This window comes from Streptomyces sp. NEAU-W12 (assembly GCF_026242095.1).
Taxonomy (GTDB): domain Bacteria; phylum Actinomycetota; class Actinomycetes; order Streptomycetales; family Streptomycetaceae; genus Streptomyces.
In genome coordinates this window covers 254,217-279,120 of the sequence record NZ_JAPJDM010000001.1, presented here as the reverse complement: position 1 = coordinate 279,120, position 24,904 = coordinate 254,217, and the positions used below count along the sequence as shown (strand labels likewise).

25 protein-coding genes and 2 pseudogenes are annotated in these 24,904 nt (G+C 67.8%); 13 read left to right on the top strand and 14 right to left on the bottom strand.

Annotated features, from left to right (window positions below):
- Nucleotides 1-24 precede the first annotated feature (24 nt).
- The 4 genes from ORI94_RS01235 to ORI94_RS01220 all read right to left on the bottom strand — a co-directional run bounded on the left by ORI94_RS01235 (nt 25) and on the right by ORI94_RS01220 (nt 2,265).
- Nucleotides 25-459, bottom strand: a complete 435-nt coding sequence (locus ORI94_RS01235) for an SsgA family sporulation/cell division regulator (RefSeq protein ID WP_042163260.1) — start codon at nt 457-459, stop codon at nt 25-27.
- A gap of 98 nt (nt 460-557) precedes the next feature.
- On the bottom strand, nt 558-1,295 hold the full coding sequence (locus ORI94_RS01230) for an IclR family transcriptional regulator domain-containing protein (RefSeq protein WP_323056019.1): 738 nt from the start codon (nt 1,293-1,295) through the stop codon (nt 558-560).
- Nucleotides 1,296-1,585: 290 nt separating this feature from the next.
- Complete coding sequence (locus ORI94_RS01225; protein ID WP_042163258.1) at nt 1,586-1,798, bottom strand: DUF5326 family protein; 213 nt, start codon at nt 1,796-1,798, stop codon at nt 1,586-1,588.
- Between the two features lie 149 nt (nt 1,799-1,947).
- Nucleotides 1,948-2,265 (bottom strand): cupin domain-containing protein, encoded by a 318-nt coding sequence (locus ORI94_RS01220; protein WP_042163256.1) that lies wholly within the window; start codon nt 2,263-2,265, stop codon nt 1,948-1,950.
- 59 nt (nt 2,266-2,324) lie between these two features.
- Between ORI94_RS01220 and ORI94_RS01215 the strand changes: the two genes are divergently transcribed.
- The 6 genes from ORI94_RS01215 (at nt 2,325) to ORI94_RS01190 (ending at nt 7,095) form a co-directional block, all read left to right on the top strand.
- Nucleotides 2,325-2,702: a phage holin family protein gene (locus ORI94_RS01215; RefSeq protein ID WP_266071786.1), complete on the top strand. Its 378-nt coding sequence runs from the start codon at nt 2,325-2,327 to the stop codon at nt 2,700-2,702.
- A 5-nt stretch (nt 2,703-2,707) separates the two neighbouring features.
- Nucleotides 2,708-3,199: a low molecular weight protein-tyrosine-phosphatase gene (locus ORI94_RS01210; RefSeq protein ID WP_266071785.1), complete on the top strand. Its 492-nt coding sequence runs from the start codon at nt 2,708-2,710 to the stop codon at nt 3,197-3,199.
- The gene (locus ORI94_RS01205; RefSeq protein ID WP_266071784.1) at nt 3,196-4,368 is read left to right on the top strand and encodes a cystathionine gamma-lyase; all 1,173 of its coding nucleotides are present in this window, start codon (nt 3,196-3,198) and stop codon (nt 4,366-4,368) included. The genes ORI94_RS01210 and ORI94_RS01205 overlap by 4 nt, the downstream gene beginning before the upstream one ends.
- A gap of 224 nt (nt 4,369-4,592) precedes the next feature.
- Nucleotides 4,593-5,498 (top strand): LysR family transcriptional regulator, encoded by a 906-nt coding sequence (locus tag ORI94_RS01200; RefSeq protein WP_266071783.1) that lies wholly within the window; start codon nt 4,593-4,595, stop codon nt 5,496-5,498.
- 88 nt (nt 5,499-5,586) lie between these two features.
- Nucleotides 5,587-6,069 (top strand): NUDIX domain-containing protein, encoded by a 483-nt coding sequence (locus tag ORI94_RS01195; RefSeq protein WP_266071782.1) that lies wholly within the window; start codon nt 5,587-5,589, stop codon nt 6,067-6,069.
- Between the two features lie 153 nt (nt 6,070-6,222).
- Nucleotides 6,223-7,095 (top strand): GNAT family N-acetyltransferase, encoded by an 873-nt coding sequence (locus tag ORI94_RS01190; protein WP_266071781.1) that lies wholly within the window; start codon nt 6,223-6,225, stop codon nt 7,093-7,095.
- 82 nt (nt 7,096-7,177) lie between these two features.
- Here the strand turns inward: ORI94_RS01190 and ORI94_RS01185 are convergent, their stop codons facing one another.
- On the bottom strand, nt 7,178-7,534 hold the full coding sequence (locus ORI94_RS01185) for a GlcG/HbpS family heme-binding protein (RefSeq protein ID WP_266071780.1): 357 nt from the start codon (nt 7,532-7,534) through the stop codon (nt 7,178-7,180).
- Nucleotides 7,535-7,914: 380 nt separating this feature from the next.
- Between ORI94_RS01185 and ORI94_RS01180 the strand changes: the two are divergent.
- A pseudogene (locus tag ORI94_RS01180) lies at nt 7,915-8,271 on the top strand (MarR family winged helix-turn-helix transcriptional regulator); the annotation flags it as partial.
- 45 nt (nt 8,272-8,316) lie between these two features.
- Nucleotides 8,317-8,760, top strand: a pseudogene (locus ORI94_RS01175) (GNAT family N-acetyltransferase).
- Nucleotides 8,761-8,857: 97 nt separating this feature from the next.
- Here ORI94_RS01175 and ORI94_RS01170 read toward each other — a convergent pair.
- The 3 genes from ORI94_RS01170 to dnaB all read right to left on the bottom strand — a co-directional run bounded on the left by ORI94_RS01170 (nt 8,858) and on the right by dnaB (nt 12,651).
- Entirely contained in the window at nt 8,858-10,243 is a 1,386-nt protein-coding gene (locus ORI94_RS01170) for a serine hydrolase domain-containing protein (RefSeq protein ID WP_266071779.1), read from the bottom strand.
- Between the two features lie 91 nt (nt 10,244-10,334).
- Nucleotides 10,335-11,105 carry a methyltransferase domain-containing protein gene (locus tag ORI94_RS01165; RefSeq protein ID WP_266071778.1) on the bottom strand — a complete coding sequence of 257 codons (771 nt, stop codon included), beginning with the start codon at nt 11,103-11,105 and terminating at the stop codon, nt 10,335-10,337.
- Nucleotides 11,106-11,172: 67 nt separating this feature from the next.
- Complete coding sequence (gene dnaB / locus ORI94_RS01160) at nt 11,173-12,651, bottom strand: replicative DNA helicase (protein WP_266071777.1); 1,479 nt, start codon at nt 12,649-12,651, stop codon at nt 11,173-11,175.
- Between the two features lie 460 nt (nt 12,652-13,111).
- On the opposite strand from dnaB, the gene ORI94_RS01155 reads away from it, so the two are divergent.
- The gene (locus tag ORI94_RS01155) at nt 13,112-14,449 is read left to right on the top strand and encodes an MATE family efflux transporter (protein ID WP_266071776.1); all 1,338 of its coding nucleotides are present in this window, start codon (nt 13,112-13,114) and stop codon (nt 14,447-14,449) included.
- A gap of 93 nt (nt 14,450-14,542) precedes the next feature.
- Here the strand turns inward: ORI94_RS01155 and rplI are convergent, their stop codons facing one another.
- From rplI to rpsF, 4 genes are all read right to left on the bottom strand, one after another.
- Nucleotides 14,543-14,989 (bottom strand): 50S ribosomal protein L9, encoded by a 447-nt coding sequence (gene rplI, locus ORI94_RS01150; protein WP_266071775.1) that lies wholly within the window; start codon nt 14,987-14,989, stop codon nt 14,543-14,545.
- 18 nt (nt 14,990-15,007) lie between these two features.
- Nucleotides 15,008-15,244, bottom strand: coding sequence for a 30S ribosomal protein S18 (rpsR, locus tag ORI94_RS01145; protein ID WP_003949403.1), 237 nt, complete (start codon nt 15,242-15,244; stop codon nt 15,008-15,010).
- Between the two features lie 42 nt (nt 15,245-15,286).
- Complete coding sequence (locus tag ORI94_RS01140) at nt 15,287-15,883, bottom strand: single-stranded DNA-binding protein (RefSeq protein ID WP_266071774.1); 597 nt, start codon at nt 15,881-15,883, stop codon at nt 15,287-15,289.
- A 77-nt stretch (nt 15,884-15,960) separates the two neighbouring features.
- Nucleotides 15,961-16,251, bottom strand: a complete 291-nt coding sequence (gene rpsF, locus ORI94_RS01135) for a 30S ribosomal protein S6 (protein ID WP_062188887.1) — start codon at nt 16,249-16,251, stop codon at nt 15,961-15,963.
- 319 nt (nt 16,252-16,570) lie between these two features.
- On the opposite strand from rpsF, the gene ORI94_RS01130 reads away from it, so the two are divergent.
- The 3 genes from ORI94_RS01130 (at nt 16,571) to ORI94_RS01120 (ending at nt 19,325) form a co-directional block, all read left to right on the top strand.
- Nucleotides 16,571-16,885, top strand: a complete 315-nt coding sequence (locus tag ORI94_RS01130) for a hypothetical protein (protein WP_266071773.1) — start codon at nt 16,571-16,573, stop codon at nt 16,883-16,885.
- A gap of 185 nt (nt 16,886-17,070) precedes the next feature.
- Complete coding sequence (gene femX / locus ORI94_RS01125) at nt 17,071-18,192, top strand: peptidoglycan bridge formation glycyltransferase FemX (RefSeq protein ID WP_042163219.1); 1,122 nt, start codon at nt 17,071-17,073, stop codon at nt 18,190-18,192.
- 101 nt (nt 18,193-18,293) lie between these two features.
- Nucleotides 18,294-19,325: an alanine racemase gene (locus ORI94_RS01120; protein ID WP_042163217.1), complete on the top strand. Its 1,032-nt coding sequence runs from the start codon at nt 18,294-18,296 to the stop codon at nt 19,323-19,325.
- A 187-nt stretch (nt 19,326-19,512) separates the two neighbouring features.
- Here ORI94_RS01120 and ORI94_RS01115 read toward each other — a convergent pair whose 3' ends face one another.
- Both ORI94_RS01115 and ORI94_RS01110 read right to left on the bottom strand, forming a co-directional pair.
- Nucleotides 19,513-21,021, bottom strand: coding sequence for a glycosyltransferase family 87 protein (locus ORI94_RS01115; RefSeq protein WP_266071965.1), 1,509 nt, complete (start codon nt 21,019-21,021; stop codon nt 19,513-19,515).
- 99 nt (nt 21,022-21,120) lie between these two features.
- Nucleotides 21,121-23,796: a transglycosylase domain-containing protein gene (locus tag ORI94_RS01110; RefSeq protein ID WP_266071772.1), complete on the bottom strand. Its 2,676-nt coding sequence runs from the start codon at nt 23,794-23,796 to the stop codon at nt 21,121-21,123.
- Nucleotides 23,797-24,190: 394 nt separating this feature from the next.
- Here ORI94_RS01110 and ORI94_RS01105 point away from each other — a divergent pair, with 394 nt between their 5' ends.
- Nucleotides 24,191-24,874: a PadR family transcriptional regulator gene (locus ORI94_RS01105; protein WP_266071771.1), complete on the top strand. Its 684-nt coding sequence runs from the start codon at nt 24,191-24,193 to the stop codon at nt 24,872-24,874.
- Nucleotides 24,875-24,904 lie beyond the last annotated feature (30 nt).

Here is a 24,904-nt window from a genome sequence, read left to right as displayed (position 1 = left end):
GCGGGTGACCGGTGGCAGAACGCTTCACCCGGCGCTCTGCTCCGCCAGAATGCGGTCCAGCGCGTCGTCGAGATGGGCGTCGAAGTCGGCGAGCGCCCCCTCCTGGCCCAGCGGCACCAACTTGTCGGTGCGGTCGAGGAAGGCCACGAGCGGCGCCGTCGACGAGCGGAACAGTGCGTGGTCGCCGCCGACCTGAAGCCGGATCAGCACCTCGCCCAGGGCGTCGGGATCGACCGGCGATACGCGTACGTCGCCCTCGCCACATGGTCTGCCCACGCCGTCGATCAGCAGTTCCCGGCCGAACGCCCAGGTCACCGGCGCATCACCGGGAAGATGGAAGGTCAGCCGTACGGCGTAGGGATCACAGGTGTCGTAGCGGAGTTCCACCGGGATACGGAAGGACAGCTCCTCCGACACGAGAAAACTCATCATGACCTCTGCCTGCACGGACTCGCGCATCGCCTACCCCGTCATTCGCTACGGACCGGCCGGGAATGGACTCCTGACACTAGGTGAATCTTGCTCAACGTACACGGCGAATCACAAGGAGTGAGTTTTCAGATACTGATAGAGAGTGCCAATGGCCCCAGCAGACGGCCCACTTCCGTCTGCAACTGCTGGGCGGCAGGGTGCAGCCGGTGAACCTGGTGCGCCGGCAGAGAGACGGCGACCGTCGCGGCCGTGGCACCGGCTGTGATGGGGACGGCCGCGCACACCGTGCCCAGCGCGTACTCCTGACGCGCGAACACCGGCTCCATACGACGCGTCCGCTCCAGGCGTCGGAGCAGGCTGTGCCCGTCGCGCACGGTGTACGGCGTGACGGGCTGCACGGGGTAGCGGTCGAGGTGGTCCCGGCGGGCTGCCACGTCGAGCTGGGAGAGCAGGCACTGTCCGATGGCGTGCGCGTGGCCGGTCGCCCGGAAGTCGGCCCCTTCCTGGACCGCGGGATGCCCCGGGGTGTCGGAGACGCACACCAAATCGATCTCACCCTCGCGGTACACCGCGTAATACACGGGAGCCCCGATTGCGTCACGCCAGCGCGCGAGCGCGTCGACAACCGTGCGGCGACGTTTCTGCGGGGCTCCGGTGCTGGTCAGTCGCTCGGCCGCGTCGCCGAGGAAGAACAGCCCCTTGTCACGGCGCAGATGGCCCTCATGCACCAGGGTGCGCAGCAGGTGGTAGGCCGTGGGAAGCGCCAGTCCCGTCTCACGGGCCAGCTGTTTGGCCGGGGCCCCGTACTCGTGTCCCGCCACGGACTCCAGCAGACGCATCGCGCGCTGCACCGAACCGATCAGGGTCGCGGCGGGCGCCGGCTCGGACGCCGCCCGCGCGCGGGGCTGGCAGGGAACGGCGGACAGGTGTGCGGGGACGGTGGCAGCCGTGGCCAAGGGTCACTCCCGAAGCGAGGGGGCAGCCCGTGCGGGGGAACACGGGTGGGGGTGTACGCCGCTCGCGGGGACCGCCCCCGCATGGCTTTCCGGACTCTAACCGTCTGTCACCGCAGACAGACGCTCCGTCCGGGAAACTTCCCCCGCCCGAGGGAACCGGCGTCGGCTGTTACCGCTTCACCGGCTCCCCGTGCAGCTCACCAGTCGCCGCGCGACGTCGAGCTCGACGTGAACTTCCGCACCACATAGATGAGTCCGCCGACCAGGGCGACGAAGACCAGCACCTTGAAGAGCAGTCCGATCACGAAGCCGACCACGCTGGCTATCAGGCCGCCGAACACGACCAGGGCGATGACGGGCACCGCGATCCACTTCACCCACCACGGCAGTCCCATGAAGATCTCTCGCATCGCCTTCGTCCTTACCTGCTTCGCCCGTCTCGTACCGGGTCACGTGAATGATGTCCTGCACTCGATGCTAGGGCGGCAGGAGCCCTGCCGGGGGCCTCGGATCCCTTGTCCTCCCCTGAGCGGTCCCCTAGGGAACCCGGGACCGCCGCTCAGCTCTCGGGCGGAGAGAACACCACCAGGACCCTCAGGTCCTCACTGATGTGATGGAACTTGTGCGCGACCCCGGCCGGCACGTACACGACGCTGCCACGGGCCACCTGCGTGGTCTCCATGCCGACGGTGATGGCCGCCCTGCCGCTGACGACGAAGTACACCTCGTCCTGGCCGTGCGGCTGCTGCGGATCCTGCCCGCCCGCGTCCAGGGCGTACAGACCGACCGACATGTTCCGCTCCCGCAGGAACTGGAGGTAGGCGCCCTCGTTGGCGGCGCGTTCGGCCTCCAGTTCGTCCAGCCGAAATGCCTTCATAGCCTTGTCCGCCCCTGCCTCACTGCTCATGTCCGGTCCTGTCTGCCACGATCAGACACATGAAGAATTTCGTAGTCAAGACGATCGCCAACGCCGCGGCCCTCGCGGTCGCGGTGTGGCTGATCGACAAGATCACCCTGTCCGGCGACAGCACGGGCAAGGAGATCGGTACCCTCATACTCGTCGCGTTGATCTTCGGCGTGGTGAACTTCCTGGTCAAACCACTCGTGCAGCTCCTCAGTCTCCCGCTGCTCATCCTGACGCTCGGGCTGTTCACACTGGTGGTGAACGCTCTGATGCTGATGCTCACCTCCTGGCTCGCCGACGTGGTCGACCTGAGCTTCCATGTGGAGGGCTTCTGGACGGCCGTGCTGGGCGGACTGGTCATCTCGGTCGTCTCCTGGGCCCTGAACGTCGTCCTGCCCGACGGAGACTGAGCAGCATGGCCTACCGCGTCTGTTTCGTCTGCACCGGCAACATCTGCCGGTCCCCGATGGCCGAATCCGTCTTCCGCTCGCGCATCGTCGAGGCGGGTCTCGACGGCGTGGTCGAGACCGACAGCGCCGGCACCGACGGCTGGCACGCGGGCGACGGCGCCGACCCCCGAGCGGTGGCCGTCCTTGAGGAGAACGGCTACGCCGGCGACCACACCGCCCGGCGGTTCGACCCGTCCTGGTTCGGCCGCCTCGATCTGGTCATCGTCCTCGACACAAGCCATCTCAGGACCCTGCGCCGCCTGGCCCCCACCCAGCGGGACGCGGACAAGGTGCGCCTGCTGCGCTCGTACGACCCCGGAGCGGGCGACGATCTAGACGTACCCGACCCTTACTACGGGGAGACGGACGACTTCTCCACGTGTCTTGAGATGGTGGAGGCGGCGAGCGACGGGCTGCTCTCCTCGATACGTGAGCAAGCGGAAGGACGGGCGGCATGAGCGATCGGACAAAGAACAGCGGCCACGGGGCGGGCGCGGGGGAGGCATCTCCCGGTGACGGCACGCGCGCGGTGCGGGCCGGGCTGCCCGAGCCGGTCAAGCACGAGCCGACCCTGCCCGGCCCCGTCTTCGCCGCCCACTTCCACCTGCCCGGTGACCCCACCGGCCCCTACACCTACGGCAGGGACGAGAACCCGACCTGGACGCTGCTGGAGCGGGCCATCGGGGAACTGGAGGCACCGGGACAGGACGGCGTCGAAACCCTGGTCTTCCCCTCGGGCATGGCAGCGATCTCCTCGGTGCTCTTCTCCCAGCTCCGCACCGGGGACGTTGCCGTCCTGCCGAACGACGGCTATCAGGCACTGCCTCTGGTACGCGCCCAGCTGGAGGCGTACGGCATCGAGGTGCGCACCGCACCGACCGGCGGCGACGCCCAACTCGATCTCCTCGACGGCGCGAGGCTGCTGTGGATCGAGACTCCGTCCAACCCCGGGCTCGACGTGTGCGACGTGCGACGACTCGCCGAGGCGGCACACGCACGCGGTGCGCTGGTCGCCGTCGACAACACCCTCGCGACACCGCTCGGCCAGCGCCCCCTGGAGCTCGGTGCCGACTTCACCGTGGCCAGCGGTACCAAGCAGCTCACCGGGCACGGCGACATCCTGCTGGGATACGTCGCCGGCCGCGATGCCGAGGCGATGGCCTCGGTACGCCGCTGGCGCAAGATCGCCGGTGCCATTGCCGGGCCCATGGAGGCCTGGCTCGCACACCGCTCGATCGCCACGCTCCAGTTGCGGGTCGACCGGCAGAACGACACGGCACTGATGCTGGCCCAAGCGCTGCGGGAACGGCCCGAGGTGACAGGGCTGCGCTATCCGGGGCTGCCTGACGATCCCTCGCACAAGATCGCCTCGCAGCAGATGCGGCGCTACGGATGCGTGGTGTCCTTCACGCTGCCCTCACGCGCGCGTGCGGACCGGTTCCTCGACGGGCTGCGGCTCGTGGACGACGCGACGAGCTTCGGCGGTGTGCGGTCCACAGCCGAACGAAGGGGTCGTTGGGGCGGGGACGCGGTGCCGGAGGGCTTCGTCCGCTTGTCCGTCGGTGCCGAGGACCCCGCCGATCTGGTGGCGGACGTGCTGCGCGCACTCGACGAGTCGGCCGGCTGACCGGCCCGTCCGGGTGGGGCGCCAAGAACCCGGCTCGGACGACGGACGGTCCGAGTCTCCCCCCTCGTGGCTCGGACCGTCCCGGTTCTGCGCGTGCGAAGAACCGCGCGAACAAGGCTAGTTGACTCCGTGTCAGTGTCCAATCACTGTAGCGACGGTCACCTATCGCCATATTTATAGTTGTGCCGAATCGGCAGCGGGGTCGACAAACGGGAGGACGTGCTGTGGATCTGGCCTTGCTGCGGACCTTCGTGACCGTGCACCGAGCCGGGTCCTTCACCCGTGCCGCCGCCCTGCTCGGCCTCTCCCAGCCGGCCGTGACCTCACAGATCCGGACCCTGGAGCGGCAGCTGGGACGGCCGTTATTCCTGCGACAGGCCCGTGGCGTGACCCCCACGACCATCGGGGACGAGCTCGCCCACAAGGCCGCACCCCATCTCGACGCCCTGGCGGAGATCACCGAAACCGGGCCCGACGAGGACTCCTCCTCGCGGACGCTGCATCTGGCGGGACCCTTGGAGTTCACGTCCGAGCGGGCGGCGCCCGTGCTCACCGCGCTGTCCCGCAGGGACGGCCAGAGCCTCACCCTGCGCGCATCCTTCGGAACCGCCGAGGAGACACTGGAGGGGCTGGCCGCCGGACGACACGATCTGGCTATCAGTACGGTCCGGCCACGCGGCGCACTGCTCTCGGCGACTCCGCTCTGCGACGAGGAACACGTCCTCGTCGCCGCGCCCCGGTGGGCCGAGCGGATCGACTCCGACAGGGTTCACCCCACAGGGGTATCCGCTCTGGAACAGATCCCGGTGATCGAGGTGCATGAGTCGCTCCCCCTCGTCTCTCGTTACTGGGCCTCCGTCTTCGACTCCCGACCTGCCACCACGGGCGCTGTCGTCGTCCCGGATCTACGCGCGGTGCTGGCCTGCGCAGTCGCGGGGGCCGGGCTGGCCGTGCTGCCCCGGTATCTGTGCACAGCCGCACTCGAGCGGGGGGAAGTGACCGCCCTGCACGAGCCCCCGGTGCCGCCGTTGCGTACGTACTTCCTGGCGGCCCGGAACGGCACCCTGGCCATGCCGCATGTCGCACGCGCCCATGAGGCACTGCAGCAGGCGGCCACCGACTGGTGCTGACCCTCCGACCGTGCGGCCCACGGCCGGAAATCCGACCGGTGATGTCCCGTGATGTTTCACGTGGAACGAGCTGGGCCAGATTTCCTCCATGACCGTCCGACCCGTGGTCAAGCGCACCGCTCGAGCCGTTCTGCTGGACGACGGCCACCTGATTCTGATCAAGCGCACCAAGCCCGGCGTGGATTCCTACTGGGTCACTCCGGGCGGTGGTGTAGAGCCGGAGGACTCGACCGTCGTCGACGCTCTCCACCGAGAGGTGTACGAGGAACTCGGCGCCAAGATCAGTGATGTGGTGCCCTGCTTCGTCGACACGGTGGAGCACATCGGCGCGGACGGCGGTGCCACCGGCGTGAAAGTGCAGCACTTCTTCGTCTGCCACCTCGACTCCATGGACCCCTCGTTGCGGCACGGCCCGGAGGTCGACGAGCCCGCCGGTGAGTACCAGATCGTCCGTGTGCCGTTCACTCGCGTGGGCATCGCTTCCGTCCACCTCGTCCCACTGTCGCTGCGGCACTATCTGGACGGCAACATCGAGGGTGTGCGTGCCCTGCACGCTCCCGATCTGGGCTGACCCTGTGGCAAGTTCGTTCGTTTCGGACGTTTCACGTGAAACATCCTCTACCGGCGACCGCATCCCCGCATCGGCCTCGGTGTGACCGAAAGGCCGCATCGATCTTCGGAAACAAGTGGACGCCGACAGCCGACGTCGGACAGCCTGACCTGCGTGCCGACACCTCCCTCTGTCTCTCTGCCCATCCGCCGCCTGACACTCCGCGATCTCTCGGCCTGCGCCGACTTGTCCGAGGACCGGGGGTGGTCGCGCGAAGAACACAAGTGGGGATTCCTCCTCTCCGCCGGGAAGGGGTACGGCATCGACGACCCCGACGGCGGGCTGGTATCCGCCTGCGTCGTCACCGAGTACGGGCCCCAGGAACAGCCCACGCTCGGTGCCATCGGCATGGTCCTGGTCGCCAAGCGGCATGCCCGGCAGGGTGTAGGACGCCGGCTGATGCGCCACGTGGTCTCGGCGATGGGCTCCACGCCGCTGACACTGCACGCGACGTCGTACGGCCTCCCCCTCTACGAGGAGCTCGGTTTCAAGGTCACCGGCCGGGTGGAGATGCTCCACGGGCACTTCGTCCCGGGCGCGGGTGGACCGGAGACCGGGGTCTTCACGCGCACCGCAACCGCCAGGGACCTGCCCGCCCTCCTCCGGCTCGACGAGGGCGTGTTCGGAGCGGACCGCACACACATCGTCGCCCGGCTGCCCGCATTCGCCGACCAGCTGCGTGTGGCCGAGGAGGACGGCCGGATCGTCGGCTACGCCGCTGCGTGGCCCAACACGGACACTCATGTCGTGGGCCCCCTGATCGCCCGTGACACCCTCGTGGCCAAGGCGCTCATCGCTTCACTCGCCGCCCATACCGACCGGTCACTGCGCACCGACATCGACGTGCGACACGAAGAGTTGCTTGCCTGGGCGAAGGCACGCGGTCTGGCATCCATCACCTTCAACGCGGTGATGACGTACGGGAGCACGGACCTGCCCGGCGACTGGACCAGGCGGTTCGCCCCTGTGACAGTCGCGGCCGGCTGAGGCAGTCCGGCCACGACGACGTCAGTTCGCGCAGATGCCGGGGATCGGCGCAGAACCGGCGTACCTGTCTGGGGCCCGCTGTTCAGGCAAGAGCGTCCACTGCGGCCGTGGCTAAGGAGTGATCCTGCTCCGGCGTGCCGCCGCCGACGCCGATCGCGCCGACCGGACGGCCGCCACGCTGGACGGGCACGCCCCCCGCGATGAACAGCAACGGCTGGCCCAGTGCGGTGGGCAGGGTGTGGAAGAGTTCCCCGGGCTGTACGACGTCGACGAGGTGGACTGTGGGCGTGTTCAGTTGAAGAGCGGTGTACGCCTTGCGGGTGCTGGTCTCGCCGGAGATCAGCACGGCGCGGTCGTCCCGCCGGAAGGCGAGCAGATGCCCACCCGCGTCCAGGACGGTCACGCTGACCGTGGCCCCGGCGGCCTGCTGTGCGGCCATGACGAGGGCTGCGGCATCGCCGGTGGTGAGCAGGGCGACAGCGGTGCTGGTGTTCGCGAACAGGTACTTCTCGTGTGCAGTGGTGGCGCTTGAAGCGGTGAGGTCCGTGAGGGAAGTGGTACCGGGGGTGCAGGCGGTACCGACTGTGGCGGCAAAGGGACCCGCCGGAGGGTGCGGAGGCGGCCCCGACCTCTGCGCCCACAGGTGTCCCGGTCAGTGAGGAACCGCGGTCCGCCACTCGGTAGGCGCCTGGATGACTGTCACGGCGCCCAAGGCCTTGCCGCGACGGTCGAGGGTGGCGGGGACGAAGGCCAGCACCAGGGCGCTCGCGGCAAGAACGGCACCGACCCGGTCATCGGGCGGGCCCTCCAGGCCCTCGGCACGATCTGGGCGTGCGGGAATACTCCCTGCTCGACGTGTTGAGCCGACAGTACGACGGCGACGGAGGACATCTGCAGATGAAACAGGTGGCAGACGCGGCCGTACTCAGTCAGAGCGCGACCACTCGCCCGGTCACCCGGCTTGAGGACCGCGGCCTGCTGGAGCGCTACCTCTGCCCTACGGACCGGCGTGGCATCTACGCCAACGTCACACCCGCCGGCCTCACTCTCCTCGAGGAGGCGCGGCCGACCAACGTCTCCGCCTTGCGCGAGGCACTCGACGTGGCGGCGGAGAACTCCGCCCTGGTCCCACTGGCCCGCACGGTGGAGACACTGAAGGCGTCCGTGCCGGCATGAGCCGGCCGCACCGGAGCGTACCGGCTGCCTGCGTAAGGTACCGCCATGGAAGATCTGGAGATACGCGCCGCGGTCGCCCACGCCCTCCCCGCACTCGTCGGTATGCTCGCGGACGACGCCCTGGGGGCGCGGCGCGAGTCTCCGGACGACCTCGCTCCGTATCTGGCCGCGCTGAAGCGACTCAGCGCCGATCCGACCAGCACCTGGTCGTCGCAGTCCGCAAGAACCGCGTGGTCGGCACACTCCAGCTCACGATCGTTCCCGGGCTGTCCCGGCGCGGCTCCACAAGATCGATCATCGAGGGCGTCCGTATTCACGCCGACGAGCGCGGCAGCGGTCTGGGAGCCCGGCTCATCAAGTGGGCCATCGCCGAATCCCGCCGCCAAAGATACCGATCGGTACAGCTGACCTCCGGCAACACCCGTACCGATGCCCACCGCTTCTACGAACGGCTCGGCTTCCCACGTGGGTTTCAAGCTGGCGCTGTAAGAACAATTCTCAGTGGCTGTTTCACGTGAAACAGCCACAGGCCCCAGAGGTTCCAAGCCCTCTGACCCTCTGAGCAGGCCGGGTGGGCAACCGGGCCCTAGCCGATCCCTCGCCATCCCTCGGAGTCCACCCCACCAGGCACGGAAGCCTCCTCCCCGTACGGCTGACGGCCGAACACGAAGGACCCGAGGTCCAGATGGCCCACCGATCCGTCCGGCCGCCGTACAGGCGTCAGAAGCTCTCCGGCGTAGTAACCCTCCAGCCCGGTCCAGGTTCCGTCACCATTCGAGCGGAAGCGGGTACGACGGCCCGTACCGGACAGCGGCTCCAACGACAGCAGTCCGTCGGCCGACAGACGCAGGGCGAAGCCCTGCGTCCCCCAGTACCACTGCCCCACCAGCGCCAGCACCCTGGAATCAGCCTCCCGCAACGGCCGCCAGGGAGCTGGGATACGCGGCTCCGCCTCGGCGACGATCCGAACGAGATCGGCGGCGACCGGAAACAGCAGCGGCCCCGACGTGCAGTTGGCCAGGACCACCGCGGCCACGTCGTCCTCCACTCCGATCGCCAGACAGGCGAGGAAGCCCGGCAGGGATCCGGTGTGCCCGACGAGAGCCCGCCCGTCCCGGTGACGCAACTCCAGACCCAGGCCGTAGGCATAGCCGCTCGCCACGTCCGTCGCCTCCACCGGCGCCGCGGGCCTCCTCATCTCCCGCAAGGACTCGGCACTCAGCACGCGTTCGTCCCCGTTGACCAGGAAGGCCGCGAAGCGCGCCAAGTCACCCGTGGTGGACCAGAGCTGTCCCGCCGGCGCCATCCGCCCGAGGTCCTCGGCCGGCTCACGCAGCATCACGTCGGCCCACGGATGCACGGCCCAGCCATCCGCATGCGGCGCCTGTGGACGCACACCTGTCCGACACAGGCTCAGGGGCTCGAGCACGTCACGCCGGAGTACCTCCTCCCACGAGGCACCGCGCAGCTTCTCCACCAGCGCGCCGAGCAGCGCGTATCCGGGGTTCGAGTAGTGAAACCGTCGGCCGACCGGATGCACCAGGGGCCGCTCGCCCAGGACATCGGCCAGGTCGGGCCGCAGTGCACCGGGGGTGCGCTCCCACCATGGCCCCGGCGTCTCGGCCGCCAGACCGCCCGAGTGCGAGAGCAGTTCGGCAAGGGTCGCCTCCCCCACGCCCGTACCCGGCAGATACTTCTCCAGCGGGTCCCCGAGGTCGATCACTCCCTCGTCACGCAGCTGGAGAACGAGAACGGCGGTGAACGTCTTGGTGATGGAGCCGATCCGGTACTGCACGTCCTCGTCCGGCGCATGTCCCTCCACCGATGACCGCGTCCCCGTCCACACGGCCTGGCCGCTCCGTACCACGGTCGCGACGAGCGACGGAGCACGCCCCTCCGCCTGGGCGACGGCGATCCGGTGCAGCAACGCCCGACGCGTGCCGGCCAGCAGTTCTTCCTGATGTGTCGTCATGCCCTCAGTTCACCAGGTGCGGGTTCCACCCGAACGAAGCCGACGGCCTGGGTGCCGGAGCGTTTGTCGCCGCGTCCGTCCCGGGCGCTCGTCAGCGGGAGCAAATCACACTGACGAGCGTGAAGGAAGCGAAGAAGGACCCCTCGGAAAGAGAGGCGAACCATCGACGGCCACGTTCCTCACCGATGTGACCTTCCTGAATGGCCTGTTGCATGTTGCGGCCCAGGCCCAGAGTATGGTCCGCGTCCCGGAAGTCGAGGAAGACCGGTGTCGTGACGGTCACCGCCTCAACGGTGAAGCCGGCTTGCTCGGCGTGGCGGGCGAGGCTGCGGCCGATGGTGGCGTGCCGGACCACTTCCGAGGTGGTGTAGCGCGTGAAGGCGCGGCTTGTGTCGAGATCCTCCGCGTCGACGATCAATGTGTCCCAATCGGGTTCGGCGAGACCGATCCGCGCACCTGGCCGGGTGACCAGGTGGAGCTGTGCCAGAACATCGGTGGGCTCGGCGACATGCATGAGAACCCGGTCTGTCTTGGCCCGGTCCACTGTCCCCGGTGTGACGGGCAGGGAGTGGGCGTCCCCCTCCCGGATCTCCACTGCCAACAGGTCACTCGTGCGCCGGCGCGCCTCGGTGAGCATGGCCGGGTCACGGTCGACTCCGATCACCGTGCCGCTGACACCCACACGTCCGGCCAGTGCCGGCAGGTCGGCACCCGGACCGCAGCCCACGTCGAGTGCCGTCTGTCCCGCCTGTACGTCCAGCCGGTCCATCAGCTCCCGCTTGTAGCCGCGGCCGGCGCCGACTGCCGCTCGCAGCATGTAGTCAGCCTGATCAGGTCGGGGCACACCGAGAGTCGTCGACATACGGAAGAGTCAAGCACTGCGGCCGTCATCCGTGCTGTTCCCTGGCGTCCGACAGGAAAAGAACCGGTCAGGTCTGCGCCATGTCCACGAAGCGGGAGTAATGGCCCTGGAAGGCGACCGTGATGGTGGCCGTCGGGCCGTTTCGGTGCTTGGCCACGATCAGGTCGGCCTCGCCCGCGCGCGGGGACTCCTTCTCGTACGCGTCCTCGCGGTGCAACAGGATGACCATGTCTGCGTCCTGCTCGATGGAACCCGACTCACGCAGGTCGGAAACCATCGGCTTCTTGTCGGTTCGCTGCTCGGGGCCGCGGTTGAGCTGGGAGAGCGCGATGACCGGGAGTTCCAGTTCCTTGGCGAGCAGCTTGAGGCTACGGGACATGTCCGAGACCTCCTGCTGACGGCTCTCCGCCCGTTTGGAACCGCCGGACTGCATCAGCTGGAGGTAGTCGATGACGACCAGCCGCAGGTCGTTGCGCTGCTTCAGCCGACGGCACTTGGCGCGGATCTCCATCATCGACAGGTTCGGGGAGTCGTCGATGTAGAGCGGCGCCGCCGACACGTCCGGCATCCGGCGTGCAAGGCGGGTCCAGTCCTCGTCGGTCATCGTGCCGGACCGCATGTGGTGCAGGGCGACCCTGGCCTCGGCGGACAGCAGACGCATCGCGATCTCGTTGCGCCCCATCTCGAGCGAGAAGACCACACTCGGCAGGTTGTGCTTGATGGACGCGGCACGGGCGAAGTCCAGCGCGAGCGTCGACTTGCCCATCGCGGGACGCGCGGCAATGACGATCATCTGCCCGGGATGCAGCCCATTGGTGAGCGAGTCGAAGTCTGTGAACCCCGTGGGCACACCGGTCATCTCACCGCTGCGCGAGCCGATCGCCTCGATCTCGTCCAGCGCGCCTTCCATGATGTCGCCGAGCGGGAGGTAGTCCTCGCTGGTGCGCTGTTCGGTGACGGCGTAGATCTCGGCCTGCGCACGATTGACGATCTCGTCGACGTCGTCGTCGGCCGCGTATCCCATCTGGGTGATGCGCGTACCGGCTTCGACCAGGCGGCGCAGCACGGCGCGCTCGTGCACGATCTCCGCGTAGTACGCCGCGTTGGCCGCCGTGGGCACCATCTGGACGAGGGTGTGCAGATACGAGGCCCCGCCCACCTTGTTGATCTCGCCGCGCTTGGTCAGCTCCGCGGCGATCGTGATGGGGTCGGCCGGCTCGCCCTTCGCGTAGATGTCAAGAATGGCCGTGTAGACGGTTTCGTGAGCCGGCTTGTAGAAGTCGTGGCCCTTGAGGATCTCGACGACATCGGCGATGGCGTCCTTGGACAACAGCATGCCGCCCAGAACGGACTGCTCGGCCTCGAGGTCCTGCGGCGGCACCCGCTCGAAGGCGGAGCCCGCGCCGTCCCATCCGCCGGAGTCACGGCCACGGTCGTGCTGCTCGTCGCGGCTCCGGCCCCCGTCCTCGCGGCGCCGGGAGGCGGGCAGACGATCACTGGGTCCGCTGTCGGCCCACGGGTCGTCCAAGGGCTCGGAAATGCTCACCGAGCCACCTCCTCCCGTCCGCCGAGCGGACCTCGCCATGCCCCTCTTTTTCTACGGCACGGCACTGACAAATAGGACGCCCGACTCCGGTTGTCGCGCGCCGGTTTTGCGACCTTCTGGAAACCGGCGGACGGAGCAGGCGCCGGACCACCGTAGGCCCCTCCGCACCGTCAGCCAATCTGGTTATCCACAGGGCATGTGGACGACCGGCCCAATGTTGTGGAGAAGTCCGCCAAACCTGTGCACGACCCGGTGGACAGCCCTGTGAACAAGACCCGCATCGATCCGCAACGGAGTCCCTCACCTGGTGTTTCATCGTCCACTGCCTGTGCAGAACAAAAACTTTCCCCATCGGCCCAAGATCTCCCCGAGTGCTGTATGCACGCACACACCCTGAGCCATCACGTAAGGGTCCCTTGAGCATTGCGTCTCTTACCTGTGGATGATTAGATTGGTGCACATGACACAGGCCCCCGCGCGCCCCCGAGCCGTCCGACGGCAGCACGACCGCGAGATCGTCATGCTGGCCGTACCGGCATTCGGCGCCCTCGTCGCCGAACCCCTCTTCGTCATGGCAGACAGCGCCATCGTCGGCCATCTCGGCACAGCACAGCTCGCCGGACTCGGTGTCGCCTCGGCCCTCCTGATGACCGCCGTCAGTGTCTTCGTCTTCCTCGCCTACGCCACCACGGCCGCCGTCGCCCGGCGGGTCGGCGCCGGCGACCTCCCCTCAGCCATCCGCCAGGGCATGGACGGAATCTGGCTTGCCCTGTTCCTCGGTGTCGGTGTCGTCGCCGTAATCCTGCCCCTGGCACCCACCCTCGTGGATCTGTTCGGCACCTCGGACACCGCGTCTCCCTACGCGATCACCTACCTGCGTATTTCCTCACTCGGCATACCGGCCATGTTGATCGTGCTCGCCGCGACCGGTGTCCTCCGCGGACTGCAGGACACCAGGACCCCTCTCTACGTCGCCGTCGGCGGCTTCGCCGCCAACGGCGTTCTCAATGTCGCCCTCGTCTACGGCGCCGGTTTCGGTATCGCGGGCTCCGCCTGGGGCACGTTCGTCGCCCAGTGGGGTATGGCCGTTGCCTACCTGATCGTGGTGCTGAGGGGAGTGCGCAAACACGGTGCCTCGCTACGCCCGGACCTCGCAGGGATCAGAGCCTCCGCCCAGGCCGGCGCACCCTTGCTGGTACGGACCCTCTCGCTCAGGGCCATCCTGATGATCACCACCGCAGTCGCCGCCCGAATGGGTGACTCCGACATCGCGGCTCACCAGATCATCCTCTCCCTGTGGAGCCTGCTGGCCTTCGCGCTGGACGCCATCGCGATCGCCGGGCAGGCCATCATCGGCCGCTACCTGGGAGCCGGGGACGCCCAGGGTGCCCGCCAGGTGTGCCGTCGCATGGTGGAGTGGGGCTTCGCGGTCGGGGCCGCCCTCGGGGTACTCGTGGTGCTCGCCCGGCCGGTCTTCCTGCCTCTGTTCACCGGCGATTCCACGGTCACGGACACAGCACTGCCGGCTCTGGTGATCGTCGCGCTGTCCCAACCCATCTCCGGCATCGTCTTCGTTCTGGACGGGGTACTGATGGGCGCGGGCGACGGGCCGTATCTGGCATGGGCGATGCTGATCACCCTGGCGGTCTTCACTCCGTTCGCCCTGCTGGTCCCGGTGTTCGGAGGCGGGCTCACCGCACTGTGGGGCACGATGGCGCTCATGATGGCCGTTCGGCTGCTGACCCTGTGGTTCCGTACCCGCTCGGGCCGCTGGGTCGTCACCGGCGCCGCACGCTGACCGTTTCACGTGGAACCCCACATTTCACGTGAAACGACGATGGGGCCGCACCCTGAAGGTGCGGCCCCATCCCACTGCTACAACGAACAGCAACTACTCCGAGACAACCTCGAGGTCGACCTTGGCGGCAACCTCGGGGTGCAGACGTACGAACGTCTCGTGGGCACCGAGGGTCTTGATCGGCGCGCCGAGCTCGATGCGACGCTTGTCGACCTGAGGACCGCCGGCGGCCTTGATCGCGGAAGCGATGTCGGCCGGCGTGACGGAACCGAAGAGACGACCGGCGTCGCCGGAGCGGACCGCGAGACGAACCTTGACGCCCTCGAGCTGGGCCTTCACCTGGTTGGCCTGCTCGATGGTCTGGATCTCGTGGATCTTGCGAGCGCGACGGATCTGCTCGACGTCCTTCTCGCCACCCTTGGTCCAGCGGATCGCGAGCTTCCGGGGAACCAGGTAGTTGCGAGCGTAACCGTCCTTGACGTCGACGACGTCGCCCGCGGCACCGAGGCCGGAGACCTCGTGGGTGAGGATGATCTTCATGAGTCGGTCACCCTTCCCTTATCGCGCGGTGGAGGTGTAGGGCAGCAGCGCCATCTCACGGCTGTTCTTGACGGCCGTGGCGACGTCACGCTGGTGCTGAGTGCAGTTGCCGGTCACGCGACGGGCACGGATCTTGCCACGGTCGGAAATGAACTTCCGCAGCATGTTCGTGTCCTTGTAGTCCACGTACGTGACCTTGTCCTTGCAGAATGCGCAGACCTTCTTCTTAGGCTTGCGCACAGGCGGCTTCGCCATGATGTATCTCCTGTGTGATCAAGAAGTGTGGTGCGGCCCCGCCTAGAAGGGGGGCTCGTCCGAGTAGCCGCCGCCACCGCCGCTGCCGGAGCCTCCGCCCCAGCCGCCGCCACCCTGGCCGCCGCCACCCTGCTGGCCACCGGCAGGAGCGCCGGAGGCCCAGGGGTCGTCGGCCGGAGCGCCGCCACCCTGCTGGCCGCCGCCGGGGCTTCCGCCCCAGCCGCCGCCACCCTGGTTGCCGCCACCGCCGCCGTAACCACCCTGGCCGCCGCGGCCGGTGGTCTTGGTGACCTTGGCCGTGGCGTTGCGCAGGCTGGCGCCGACTTCCTCGACATCCAGTTCGTAGACCGTGCGCTTGACGCCCTCACGGTCCTCGTAGGACCGCTGCTTCAGCCGGCCCTGCACGACGACGCGCATGCCTCGCTGGAGCGACTCGGCGACATTCTCCGCCGCCTGGCGCCAGACCGAGCAGGTCAGGAACAGGCTCTCGCCGTCCTTCCACTCGTTCGTCTGGCGGTCGAAGGTGCGGGGAGTCGACGCGACACGGAACTTCGCGACGGCCGCACCGGACGGGGTGAAGCGCAGCTCGGGGTCATCGACAAGGTTGCCGACGACCGTGATGACGGTCTCGCCTGCCATGGGGGAACCTCTCGGCGGGTTTGCTGCTGGCTGCTAGTACTGCTACTCGGATCCCGAGACCAGCTGAGCGAAAGGGCTCAGTGGTTCTCGGGGCGGAGGACCTTGGTCCGGAGGACCGACTCGTTCAGGTTCATCTGGCGGTCGAGCTCCTTGACGACCGCAGGCTCGGCCTGCAGGTCGATGACCGAGTAGATGCCCTCGGGCTTCTTCTTGATCTCGTACGAGAGACGACGACGGCCCCAGGTGTCGACCTTCTCGACCTTTCCGCCGCCGTCACGGACGACAGAGAGGAAGTTCTCGATCAGCGGGGAGACAGCACGCTCCTCGAGATCGGGGTCGAGGATGACCATCACCTCGTAGTGACGCATGTGGAACCCACCTCCTTTGGACTCAGCGGCCACGGTCGTTCCGTGGCAGGAGGGTCGTGATGCGTTGCGCAACGATGCCTGTCAGTAGAACAGCCGCCACTGACAATCGCGGTCGGGCGGCGGTTTCTCCAGGTCGGCCGGGGCGGACCCGTGGCCCTGTCCTGAACGTGACTGGATCTGTCCGAACAGACACCGGTGCAGACGGTACAGAGTACCCGCACAGCGGCTTCCGGTTGAAATCCGTCTCGGAAGCCCGTCAGTCTGTACACATCGGGTGTGTATGGCGCTACGATGCGCCGCCTTTCGCAGGAGGTGCCCCATGGCACAGGCATTGCGACCCAACACCGCCGGAGGCCTTTTCGCCACGGACGGCAAACCCCACCCAGTCCAGAAGGCCCTGCTCGCGGTGACCCTGGTACTGGGGGTCACGTCCCTCGTCACCGCGATGTTCCACCAGCTGCACCTGCTCAGCTCCTGGACCGGCCTGGTGGGAATCCTCACCGGCGCGTACGGCCAGTGGATCTCGGAGACGACGCGGGAGCGCTTCGGCCTGATCCTGGGACTGGGCGCCGCGGCGATCGGTTTCTTCCTCGGCATGGCGCACGGCGGCCTGTTCGGCGGGATCTTCGACTAGGGCCCGCCCGGCGGAACATCCCGTCGGGCGCCTCCTCCCGCATACCGTGAAGCGCCCCGGCCGTGACGGGCCGGGGCGCAGGTCCCGTGTGCCCAACCGGGGCGCCCCCACGGCGCAGTAGGCTTCGCGCGAGAGCCGGAGCCCCTGAACCCATGGGGACACACCAGCCCGAGGAGCGCCCCGAAATGAGCCTGACCCTGAGGACCATCAGCCGAGAGCAGCATCTGGCGTACATCCAGAGCCTGCCGTCGGCGAGTCACATGCAGGTCCCTGCCTGGTCGGACGTCAAGGCGGAGTGGCGTGCGGAGAACCTCGGCTGGTTCGACGACCGGACCGGTGAGATCGTCGGCGCCGGCCTCGTCCTCTACCGGCAGCTTCCCAAGATCAAGCGCTACCTGGCCTACCTCCCCGAAGGCCCGGTCATCAACTGGTTCGCGCCAAACCTTCAGGAGTGGATCGAGCCGATGCTCGCGCATCTGAAGCAGCAGGGCGCCTTCTCGGTGAAGATGGGGCCGCCGGTGATCATCCGACGCTGGGAGGCGACGACCATCAAGAAGGGGATCCAGGACCCGGACGTGAAGCGTCTGCGCGACCTGGAGGCCGATTTCATCGAGCCCCGTGCCTTCGAGGTCTCCGACAAGCTGCGCCGCATGGGATGGCAGCAGGGCGAGGACGGCGGGGCCGGATTCGGCGACGTACAGCCCCGCTACGTCTACCAGGTGCCGCTGGCGAACCGGTCCCTGGAAGAGGTCCACAAGAACTTCAACCAGCTGTGGCGCCGCAACATCAAGAAGGCCGAGAAGGCCGGTGTCGAGGTCGTCCAGGGCGGTTACGACGACTTGGCCGAGTGGCAGCGGCTGTACGAGATCACCGCCGTGCGCGACCACTTCCGGCCGCGCCCGCTGTCGTACTTCCAGCGCATGTGGACCGCCCTCAACACCGAGGACCCCAACCGCATGCGGCTGTACTTCGCCCGGCACAACGGCGTCAATCTGTCGGCGGCGACGATGCTGATCGTCGGAGGTCACGTCTGGTACTCCTACGGCGCCTCCGACAACATCGGCCGTGAGGTCCGTCCCTCGAACGCGATGCAGTGGCGGATGCTGCGCGACGCCTACGCGCTCGGCGCAACGGTCTACGACCTGCGTGGCATCTCCGACTCACTGGACGAGACCGACCACCTCTTCGGTCTGATCCAGTTCAAGGTGGGCACGGGCGGCCAGGCCGCCGAGTATCTCGGCGAGTGGGACTTCCCGCTGAACAAGCTGCTCCACAAGGCACTCGACATCTACATGTCGCGCCGCTGATCCCGGCTCCGCCGCACAGCTCGCTCCACCGGCTCCCACAGGCCTCACAGCTCTCATTCCTCCGACACACCACAGCCACGAGAAAGGTTCCAGGTCCGGCCATGGCGCTCACGCTCTACGTCGACACCGCGCGCTGGCGGGCGCATCACAAGCACGTGCAGCAGCAGTTCCCGGGACTCGTCCCGGTCTGCAAGGGCAACGGCTACGGCTTCGGACACGAGCGGCTGGCCGAGGAGGCCACCCGGCTGGGCTCGGACGTCCTCGCCGTCGGTACCACGTACGAGGCCGCCCGGATCAAGGACTGGTTCGGCGGCGATCTGCTCGTGCTGACGCCGTACCGGCGCGGCGAGGAGCCCGTCCCCCTGCCCGACCGGGTCATCCGCTCGGTTTCGTCGATCGACGGCGTGTACGGCCTGGTCGGCGCCCGGGTGGTCATCGAGGTGATGTCCTCGATGAAGCGGCACGGCGTCAGCGAGCAGGATCTTCCGCAGCTGCACTCCGCCATAGAGAACGTCCGGCTCGAGGGTTTCGCGATCCACCTGCCCCTGGACCGCACCGACGGCTCGGACGCCGTCGAGGAGGTCATCGGCTGGATGGACCGACTGCGGGCAGCCCGTCTCCCGCTGCACACCATGTTCGTCAGCCACCTCAAGGCCGAGGAACTCGCCCGGCTGCAGCAGCAGTTCCCGCAGACACGGTTCCGCGCCCGGATCGGCACGCGGTTGTGGCTGGGGGACCACGAGGCCACCGAGTACCGCGGTGCCGTCCTGGACGTCACGCGCATAGCCAAGGGCGAGAGGTTCGGCTACCGGCAGCAGAAGGCCGCCTCCGACGGTTTCCTGGTGGTCGTGGCGGGCGGTACGTCGCACGGGGTGGGCCTGGAGGCCCCCAAGGCTCTGCACGGCGTCATGCCGCGTGCCAAGGGTGTTGCCCGTGCCGGGCTGGCCACGGTGAACAGGAACCTCTCTCCCTTCGTCTGGGCCGGGAAGCAGCGCTGGTTCGCCGAACCGCCGCACATGCAGGTGTCGATCCTGTTCGTGCCCGCGGAGGCACCGGAGCCGCAGGTCGGCGAGGAGCTGGTGGCCCACCTGCGGCACACCACCACGCAGTTCGACCGGGCCCTCGACCGCTGAGCGGCACGAGGCACGCCAAAGACGTGGCAGGCAGGGAAGACAGAGGCAGCGCCTGAACAGCCGCCAGGACAAGGGGAAGGGCCGTGCACGGTGCCCCCGTGCACGGCCCTTCCCCTTGTTGCTCACCAGCATCCGGGGGGCCTGCCACCGGACCGGTCGCCGGGACGGCTGCCCGCCGGTCGTTCGCTCAGAGTGAACCACTTGTGGCGTCGGCCTTGCCCCACTCGGCCTGCGGGCCGTCGAAGTGCGCGGTGTCCCGAGCGGGCCGAGCGGCGGGACCGAGTACGAAAACGTCCTCCGCTCCGTCCAGCACCCCGCCCGAGGGATCGTCGTCACCGGACCGGCGCACCGGGTCCCGCTCCGGCGTCAGGACGTCGCGCACGATCATGACGCACAGATAGAGCGTCCCGAGCAGATGCAGGCCGATGGCCCAGTGGTAGCCGTCGGCGGGCAGTCCCTTGTGGGCGTCTCCACTGGTCGTGTAGGCGAGATACATCCAGATGCCGAGGAAGTAGGCCACCTCACAGGCCTGCCAGATCAGGAAGTCCCGCCACTTCGGCCGGGCCAGGACGGCCAGGGGCACCAGCCACAGGACGTACTGGGGCGAGTAGACCTTGTTGGTGAGGATGAACGCCGCGACGATCAGGAAGGCGAGCTGTGCGAAGCGCGGTCGGCGGGGGCCCGTCAGAGTCAGCGCCGCGACACCCACGCAGCACAGCAGCATCAGCAGTGTGGCAAGGGTGTTGACGGTCTCGGTGCTGAGCGGGTCGGACGAGTTCTGGGCGATGATCAGCCAGAAGGACCCGAAGTCGACGCCCCGCTCCTGGCTGAAGGTGTAGAACTTCGACCAGCCGTCAAAGGCGAAGAACATCACCGGCCCGTTCACCACGGCCCAGGCGACGACGGCACCGCCCAGGGCCCTCGCGAACTCCCGCCAGCGTCCCGCACGCCAGCACAGGACCAGCAGGGGCCCCAGGAGGAGCGCCGGATAGAGCTTGGCGGCCGTGGCCAGTCCCAGGAGGACTCCGAAGGCGAGAGGCCGGCTACGCGACCACATGAGCATCGCGGCGGCCGTCAGCGCAACCGCCAGCAGGTCCCAGTTGATCGTCGCGGTCAGGGCGAAGGCAGGCGCCAGAGCAACCAGCAGACCGTCCCAGGGCCGCCGGGCATGCGTGCGGGTCACACAGACGGCGATGATCGCCGCGCACACCATGAGCATCCCGGCGTTGACCATCCAGTACCACTGCTCCTGGTCCTGGATGCTCCCGCTGCCGGGTGTGAGCCAGGACGCGACCTCCATGAACACACCGGTCAGCACCGGGTACTCGAGGTACTGCATGTCGCCGGGGATCTGGTCGAAGTACGGTACGAGACCGTCGGCGAAACCCCGCCCCTGGTAGAGGTGCGGGATGTCCGAGTAGCACGCGTGGGTGTACTGGGAGCCGGCGCCGAAGAACCACGCGCCGTTGTAGCAGGGCGCCTTCTGGACCAGGCCGAGGGTGAACATACCGATCGCCACGAGCGCGATCACCCGGACCGGAGTCCACCAGGACACCCCCAGCAGGGCACGCCGCCCGAGCGGACCGCCGATCAGCTCGCTGCCGGCCTTGGCAACCGCGTCCTCCCGGGTCGGTTCCACCAGCTCCGGCTCGTGGGCGCTCGCTCGCATCGATTCTCCACTCGGCATGCCGCACATCCTGCCGTACGCGCCGGGGCCCACGCCGAGGGCCGCCGCACCCGAGGGGTACGGCGGCCCATGTTTCACGTGGAACACCCAAGTAGGACGAAAGAGCGACTAACCGGTCGGCCCTTCCAAGAAGCCACCGTTACCGTTGCCGTTACCCCGGCTGTCGTCTTCCTCCTCCGATTCCGAGGCCGACGGCGAGCTGGTCACCCCACCGTCCGTCCCACCGGCGTCCGCGCCACCCGGCCCGGTGCCCCCTGTGTCGTCTCCCTCTTCCTCACAGTTGAAGTCGAAGGGCCCACAGGTATCGGTCTCGGTCGGACTGGGGCTGCTGGTCTCAGGCTCCGGCTCCGAAGGGGTCGGAGAGGCCGACGGAGTCTCCTCCTCGGTCTCGGTGGGCGAGGGAGTGGCGGTCGGCGACGGAGTGTCGTTGACGATCTCGCCGATGGGCTCCGGCGTCGGGAAGGGCTCCGGCTTCTGGCCCTTCAGCGCGTCCTCCATGTAGTCCGCCCAGATATGGGACGGGAACGAGGCACCGTGGATCGAGTCCTGGGCACCTGTTCCGTACATCTCCAGGAACTCGCGGTTCTTGATGGTCTCGTCATCGGGGTACCGGAACATGCTGATCGCGGTGGACAGCTGCGGGGTGTAGCCGACGAACCAGGCGGACTTGTTGCCGTCCGTGGTACCGGTCTTGCCGGCCACCTCGCGGCCCTCGAGCTGGGCGTTGGTGCCGGTTCCTTCCTCGACGACGGTCTTCAGGACGTCCGTGACGTTGTCGGCGACCAGAGCGGTGAACGCCTGTTCGGTCTGGGTCTTGTGCGTGTAGACCGTGCCGTCCTTGCTCGTCACCTTCTTGACGGAGAACGGGTCGCGCTGCTCGCCGCTGGCCGCGAAGGTGGCGTACGAACCCGCCATGCGGATCGCGCTGGGGGTGGAGGTACCGAGCGAGAAGGACGGGTAGTTCGTTCCGGCGAGGCTGCTCTCCAGAAGCCCGGAGTCCACCGCGGAGTTCTTCACCTTGTCCAGGCCGACATCCACACCGAGCTGGACGAAGGAGGAGTTCACCGACTCCCGCATCGCCTCACGAAGATCGATCTTGTAGTCGGGCGCCTCTCCGTACGACTTGTCGCCGTCGTTGACCTGCTCCCACTGCTCGCCCTTCTCGTTCTGCCAGACCGAACCGTCGTATTCCTTGATCTTGAGCTTGTTCTTGCCGCTGTACAGGCTCTTCTCGGACACCTGCGTACGCTCGTCCTGGGCCTGCACGGGATCCCCGTCGGGGTCCCGGACGCCCCATTTCATGGCGGCCGCCAGCACGTACGGCTTGAACGTCGATCCCACCTGTGCACCGGTCGAGTCGGCGTTGTTGGTGAAGTGCTTGGTCGCGTCGGTACCGCCGTAGATGGCCTCGATCGCACCGGTCGCCGGGTTCACCGAAGCCCCGCCGAACTGGACGTGGGTGTCCTCCGGGCGCTCCTCGGGCTTGATGTTCTTCTTGTAGACCTTCTGGACCGCCTTCTCGAGTTCCTTGACCTTCTTCCTGTCGAAGGTCGTGTGGATCGAGTAGCCGCCCTGTTCCAGTTGGTTGGCGGTGACCCCGGTTTCCTCGCTGTTGTTGACGATGTACGCCTTGGCGAGGTCCACGAGGTAACCGATCTGCCCGCTCAGCGCGGTGTTCGACCGGGGGTTCTGCACCTTGGGCAGCTTGGTGTACTTGGCCCTGGTCGCGGGATCCAGACGCTCGTACTCGACCATCTTGTCCAGCGTGTCCTGCATCTGGGTCAGGGCACGCTTCTTGTTCGCCTCGGGAGTGGCGCCGACCGGGTCGATGGAGGTCGAGCCGGCCGGGTCGTAGTAGGTGGCGCCCTTGAGGACCGCCGACAGGAAGGCGCACTCGCCCTCGCTGAGCTCGAGTGCGTCCTTGTCGAAGTACGCGCGTGCGGCAGCCTGGATCCCGTAGGCCCCTCGTCCGTAGTACGCCGAGTTCAGGTAGCCCTCGAGGATGTCGTCCTTGTCCTCGGTGGCGCCCACCTTGATCGAGACGAAGATCTCCTTGAACTTGCGGGAGACCGTCTGCGACTGGTCGTCCAGCATGGCGTTCTTGACGTACTGCTGGGTGATCGTGGATCCGCCCTGCGTGTCGCCGCCCTTGGCCATGTTGAACACGGCGCGGGCGATACCCCGGGGGTCGATGCCGCTGTCCTCGTAGAAGGTCTTGTTCTCCTGGGAGATGACCGCGTCCTGCATCGCCTTGGGGATCTGCTCGAGATTGACGATCTGACGGTTGCGCTCACCCCCCGTGGCGACCATCTGCTTGCCGTCGGACCAGTAGTAGACGTTGTTCTGCGCCGTGGCGGTCTCGGCGACGACGGGCACGCTCACCAGCGCGTACCCGATCCCCGCGGCGGCCACCATGCTGCCGAAGAACGCGATGCACAGCCCGGTGACGAGCTTCCAGGACGGCATCCAGCGACGCCAGCCGTACTTGTCGTGGCGTGGATAGTCGACGATCCGCTTCCTGCCGGGAGGCGCAGCACGGCCCCGGCCGGGGCCGGCGGAACCTGCCCGGCGGCCCCCGCCTCTCTGTGCCGCGCGTCGTGCTTCGGCGCGGCTTCCATAGGTGTGGCCCTCACCACCCGAGTCCGACCCATAGGAATCGGACGGAGACCCGGTGGCGCCTCGCGGTGCCGCACGGCGGCCGGAGGACGAGCCGGACTGGCCGCGTCGGGCCGCGGCACGTCCGCCTCCCTGCGGCTGCGGCGGTTTGCGACGGTGCTCGCTCATCGAACGACTACTCCTCGGGCAGGCGCATCTCGCGCGCCTGGAAACGGCAGCTGGTTTCCGGTCCCCCCGAAGTACGGATGCGGTGAGTTCCGCATTCATCCCGTACTGCACCAGGGACAGGGACGCCCCCGGGCGCCACTTGGTTCCCGGTGTTGCGCATGGCGCACAGACTACGCACCGCCAAAACCCGCCGAGCACAGAAGTTCAGCTCAAATCAGGCAACTTGCTCGCATTGAATCGATGATGTGATCCCGTTCACCACACCCCCCCTTGTCCCAGTCGGAACGCCGTTCTATCGTCATGATGTATCGAGTCGATACATCAGCTCGGCATAAAGGTGGCGATGCGCCACACACGACCGTCATCGCACGACCGCGGCAGAGAGGAGGCGACGATGAGCCGGCGTTCCGGGATCCTCGAGTTCGCCGTACTCGGCCTGCTCCGCGAGTCCCCGATGCACGGCTACGAGCTGCGCAAACGACTCAACACGTCACTGGGTGTGTTCCGTGCCTTCAGCTACGGGACGCTCTACCCCTGCCTCAAGACGCTGGTCGCCAACGGCTGGTTGATCGAGGAGCCGGGGAACACCACCGAGGACGCCCTCGCCGCTCCGCTCACGGGCCGCCGCGCCAAGATCGTCTACAGGTTGACGGCCGATGGCAAGGAGCACTTCGAACAGCTGCTCTCCCAGACGGGCCCCGACGCGTACGAGGACGAGACCTTCGCCGCGCGGTTCGCCTTCTTCGGACAGACGTCACGCGACGTACGCATGCGCGTACTGGAAGGCCGCCGCAGCCGGCTGGAGGAGCGCCTGGAGAAAATGCGCGCCTCGCTGGCCCGGACCCGGGAGCGCCTGGACGACTACACGCTCGAGCTCCAGCGCCACGGAATGGAGTCCGTGGAACGGGAAGTGCGCTGGCTGAACGAGCTCATCGAGAGCGAGCGGGGTGGGCGGGGCCTGAAGGGCCCTGCCTCAGGGGCGCCTCCTCGACAGGAGACCACATCTGGAGCGTCGGGCGACCTGCCCCGGACCGGGGACACCCCCCGGACCGGTTCGCCCGACGACACCGTCACGTGAGGCCCGTTCGGGGCCTCACTCATACACACA

What these genes read in the sequence shown, in the direction of transcription:
- rpsR (WP_003949403.1), bottom strand. Translation starts at nt 15,244, where the DNA reads ATGGCGAAGCCGCCTGTGCGCAAGCCTAAGAAGAAGGTCTGCGCATTC.
- ORI94_RS01115 (WP_266071965.1), bottom strand. Translation starts at nt 21,021, where the DNA reads ATGTGCGGCATGCCGAGTGGAGAATCGATGCGAGCGAGCGCCCACGAG.
- rplI (WP_266071775.1), bottom strand. Translation starts at nt 14,989, where the DNA reads ATGAAGATCATCCTCACCCACGAGGTCTCCGGCCTCGGTGCCGCGGGC.
- ORI94_RS01235 (WP_042163260.1), bottom strand. Translation starts at nt 459, where the DNA reads ATGCGCGAGTCCGTGCAGGCAGAGGTCATGATGAGTTTTCTCGTGTCG.
- femX (WP_042163219.1), top strand. Translation starts at nt 17,071, where the DNA reads ATGAGCCTGACCCTGAGGACCATCAGCCGAGAGCAGCATCTGGCGTAC.
- ORI94_RS01120 (WP_042163217.1), top strand. Translation starts at nt 18,294, where the DNA reads ATGGCGCTCACGCTCTACGTCGACACCGCGCGCTGGCGGGCGCATCAC.
- ORI94_RS01205 (WP_266071784.1), top strand. Translation starts at nt 3,196, where the DNA reads ATGAGCGATCGGACAAAGAACAGCGGCCACGGGGCGGGCGCGGGGGAG.
- ORI94_RS01165 (WP_266071778.1), bottom strand. Translation starts at nt 11,105, where the DNA reads ATGTCGACGACTCTCGGTGTGCCCCGACCTGATCAGGCTGACTACATG.
- ORI94_RS01225 (WP_042163258.1), bottom strand. Translation starts at nt 1,798, where the DNA reads ATGCGAGAGATCTTCATGGGACTGCCGTGGTGGGTGAAGTGGATCGCG.
- ORI94_RS01105 (WP_266071771.1), top strand. Translation starts at nt 24,191, where the DNA reads ATGAGCCGGCGTTCCGGGATCCTCGAGTTCGCCGTACTCGGCCTGCTC.
- ORI94_RS01210 (WP_266071785.1), top strand. Translation starts at nt 2,708, where the DNA reads ATGGCCTACCGCGTCTGTTTCGTCTGCACCGGCAACATCTGCCGGTCC.
- ORI94_RS01130 (WP_266071773.1), top strand. Translation starts at nt 16,571, where the DNA reads ATGGCACAGGCATTGCGACCCAACACCGCCGGAGGCCTTTTCGCCACG.
- rpsF (WP_062188887.1), bottom strand. Translation starts at nt 16,251, where the DNA reads ATGCGTCACTACGAGGTGATGGTCATCCTCGACCCCGATCTCGAGGAG.
- ORI94_RS01170 (WP_266071779.1), bottom strand. Translation starts at nt 10,243, where the DNA reads ATGACGACACATCAGGAAGAACTGCTGGCCGGCACGCGTCGGGCGTTG.
- ORI94_RS01220 (WP_042163256.1), bottom strand. Translation starts at nt 2,265, where the DNA reads ATGAAGGCATTTCGGCTGGACGAACTGGAGGCCGAACGCGCCGCCAAC.
- ORI94_RS01140 (WP_266071774.1), bottom strand. Translation starts at nt 15,883, where the DNA reads ATGGCAGGCGAGACCGTCATCACGGTCGTCGGCAACCTTGTCGATGAC.
- ORI94_RS01215 (WP_266071786.1), top strand. Translation starts at nt 2,325, where the DNA reads ATGAAGAATTTCGTAGTCAAGACGATCGCCAACGCCGCGGCCCTCGCG.
- ORI94_RS01195 (WP_266071782.1), top strand. Translation starts at nt 5,587, where the DNA reads ATGACCGTCCGACCCGTGGTCAAGCGCACCGCTCGAGCCGTTCTGCTG.
- ORI94_RS01110 (WP_266071772.1), bottom strand. Translation starts at nt 23,796, where the DNA reads ATGAGCGAGCACCGTCGCAAACCGCCGCAGCCGCAGGGAGGCGGACGT.
- ORI94_RS01185 (WP_266071780.1), bottom strand. Translation starts at nt 7,534, where the DNA reads ATGGCCGCACAGCAGGCCGCCGGGGCCACGGTCAGCGTGACCGTCCTG.
- ORI94_RS01155 (WP_266071776.1), top strand. Translation starts at nt 13,112, where the DNA reads ATGACACAGGCCCCCGCGCGCCCCCGAGCCGTCCGACGGCAGCACGAC.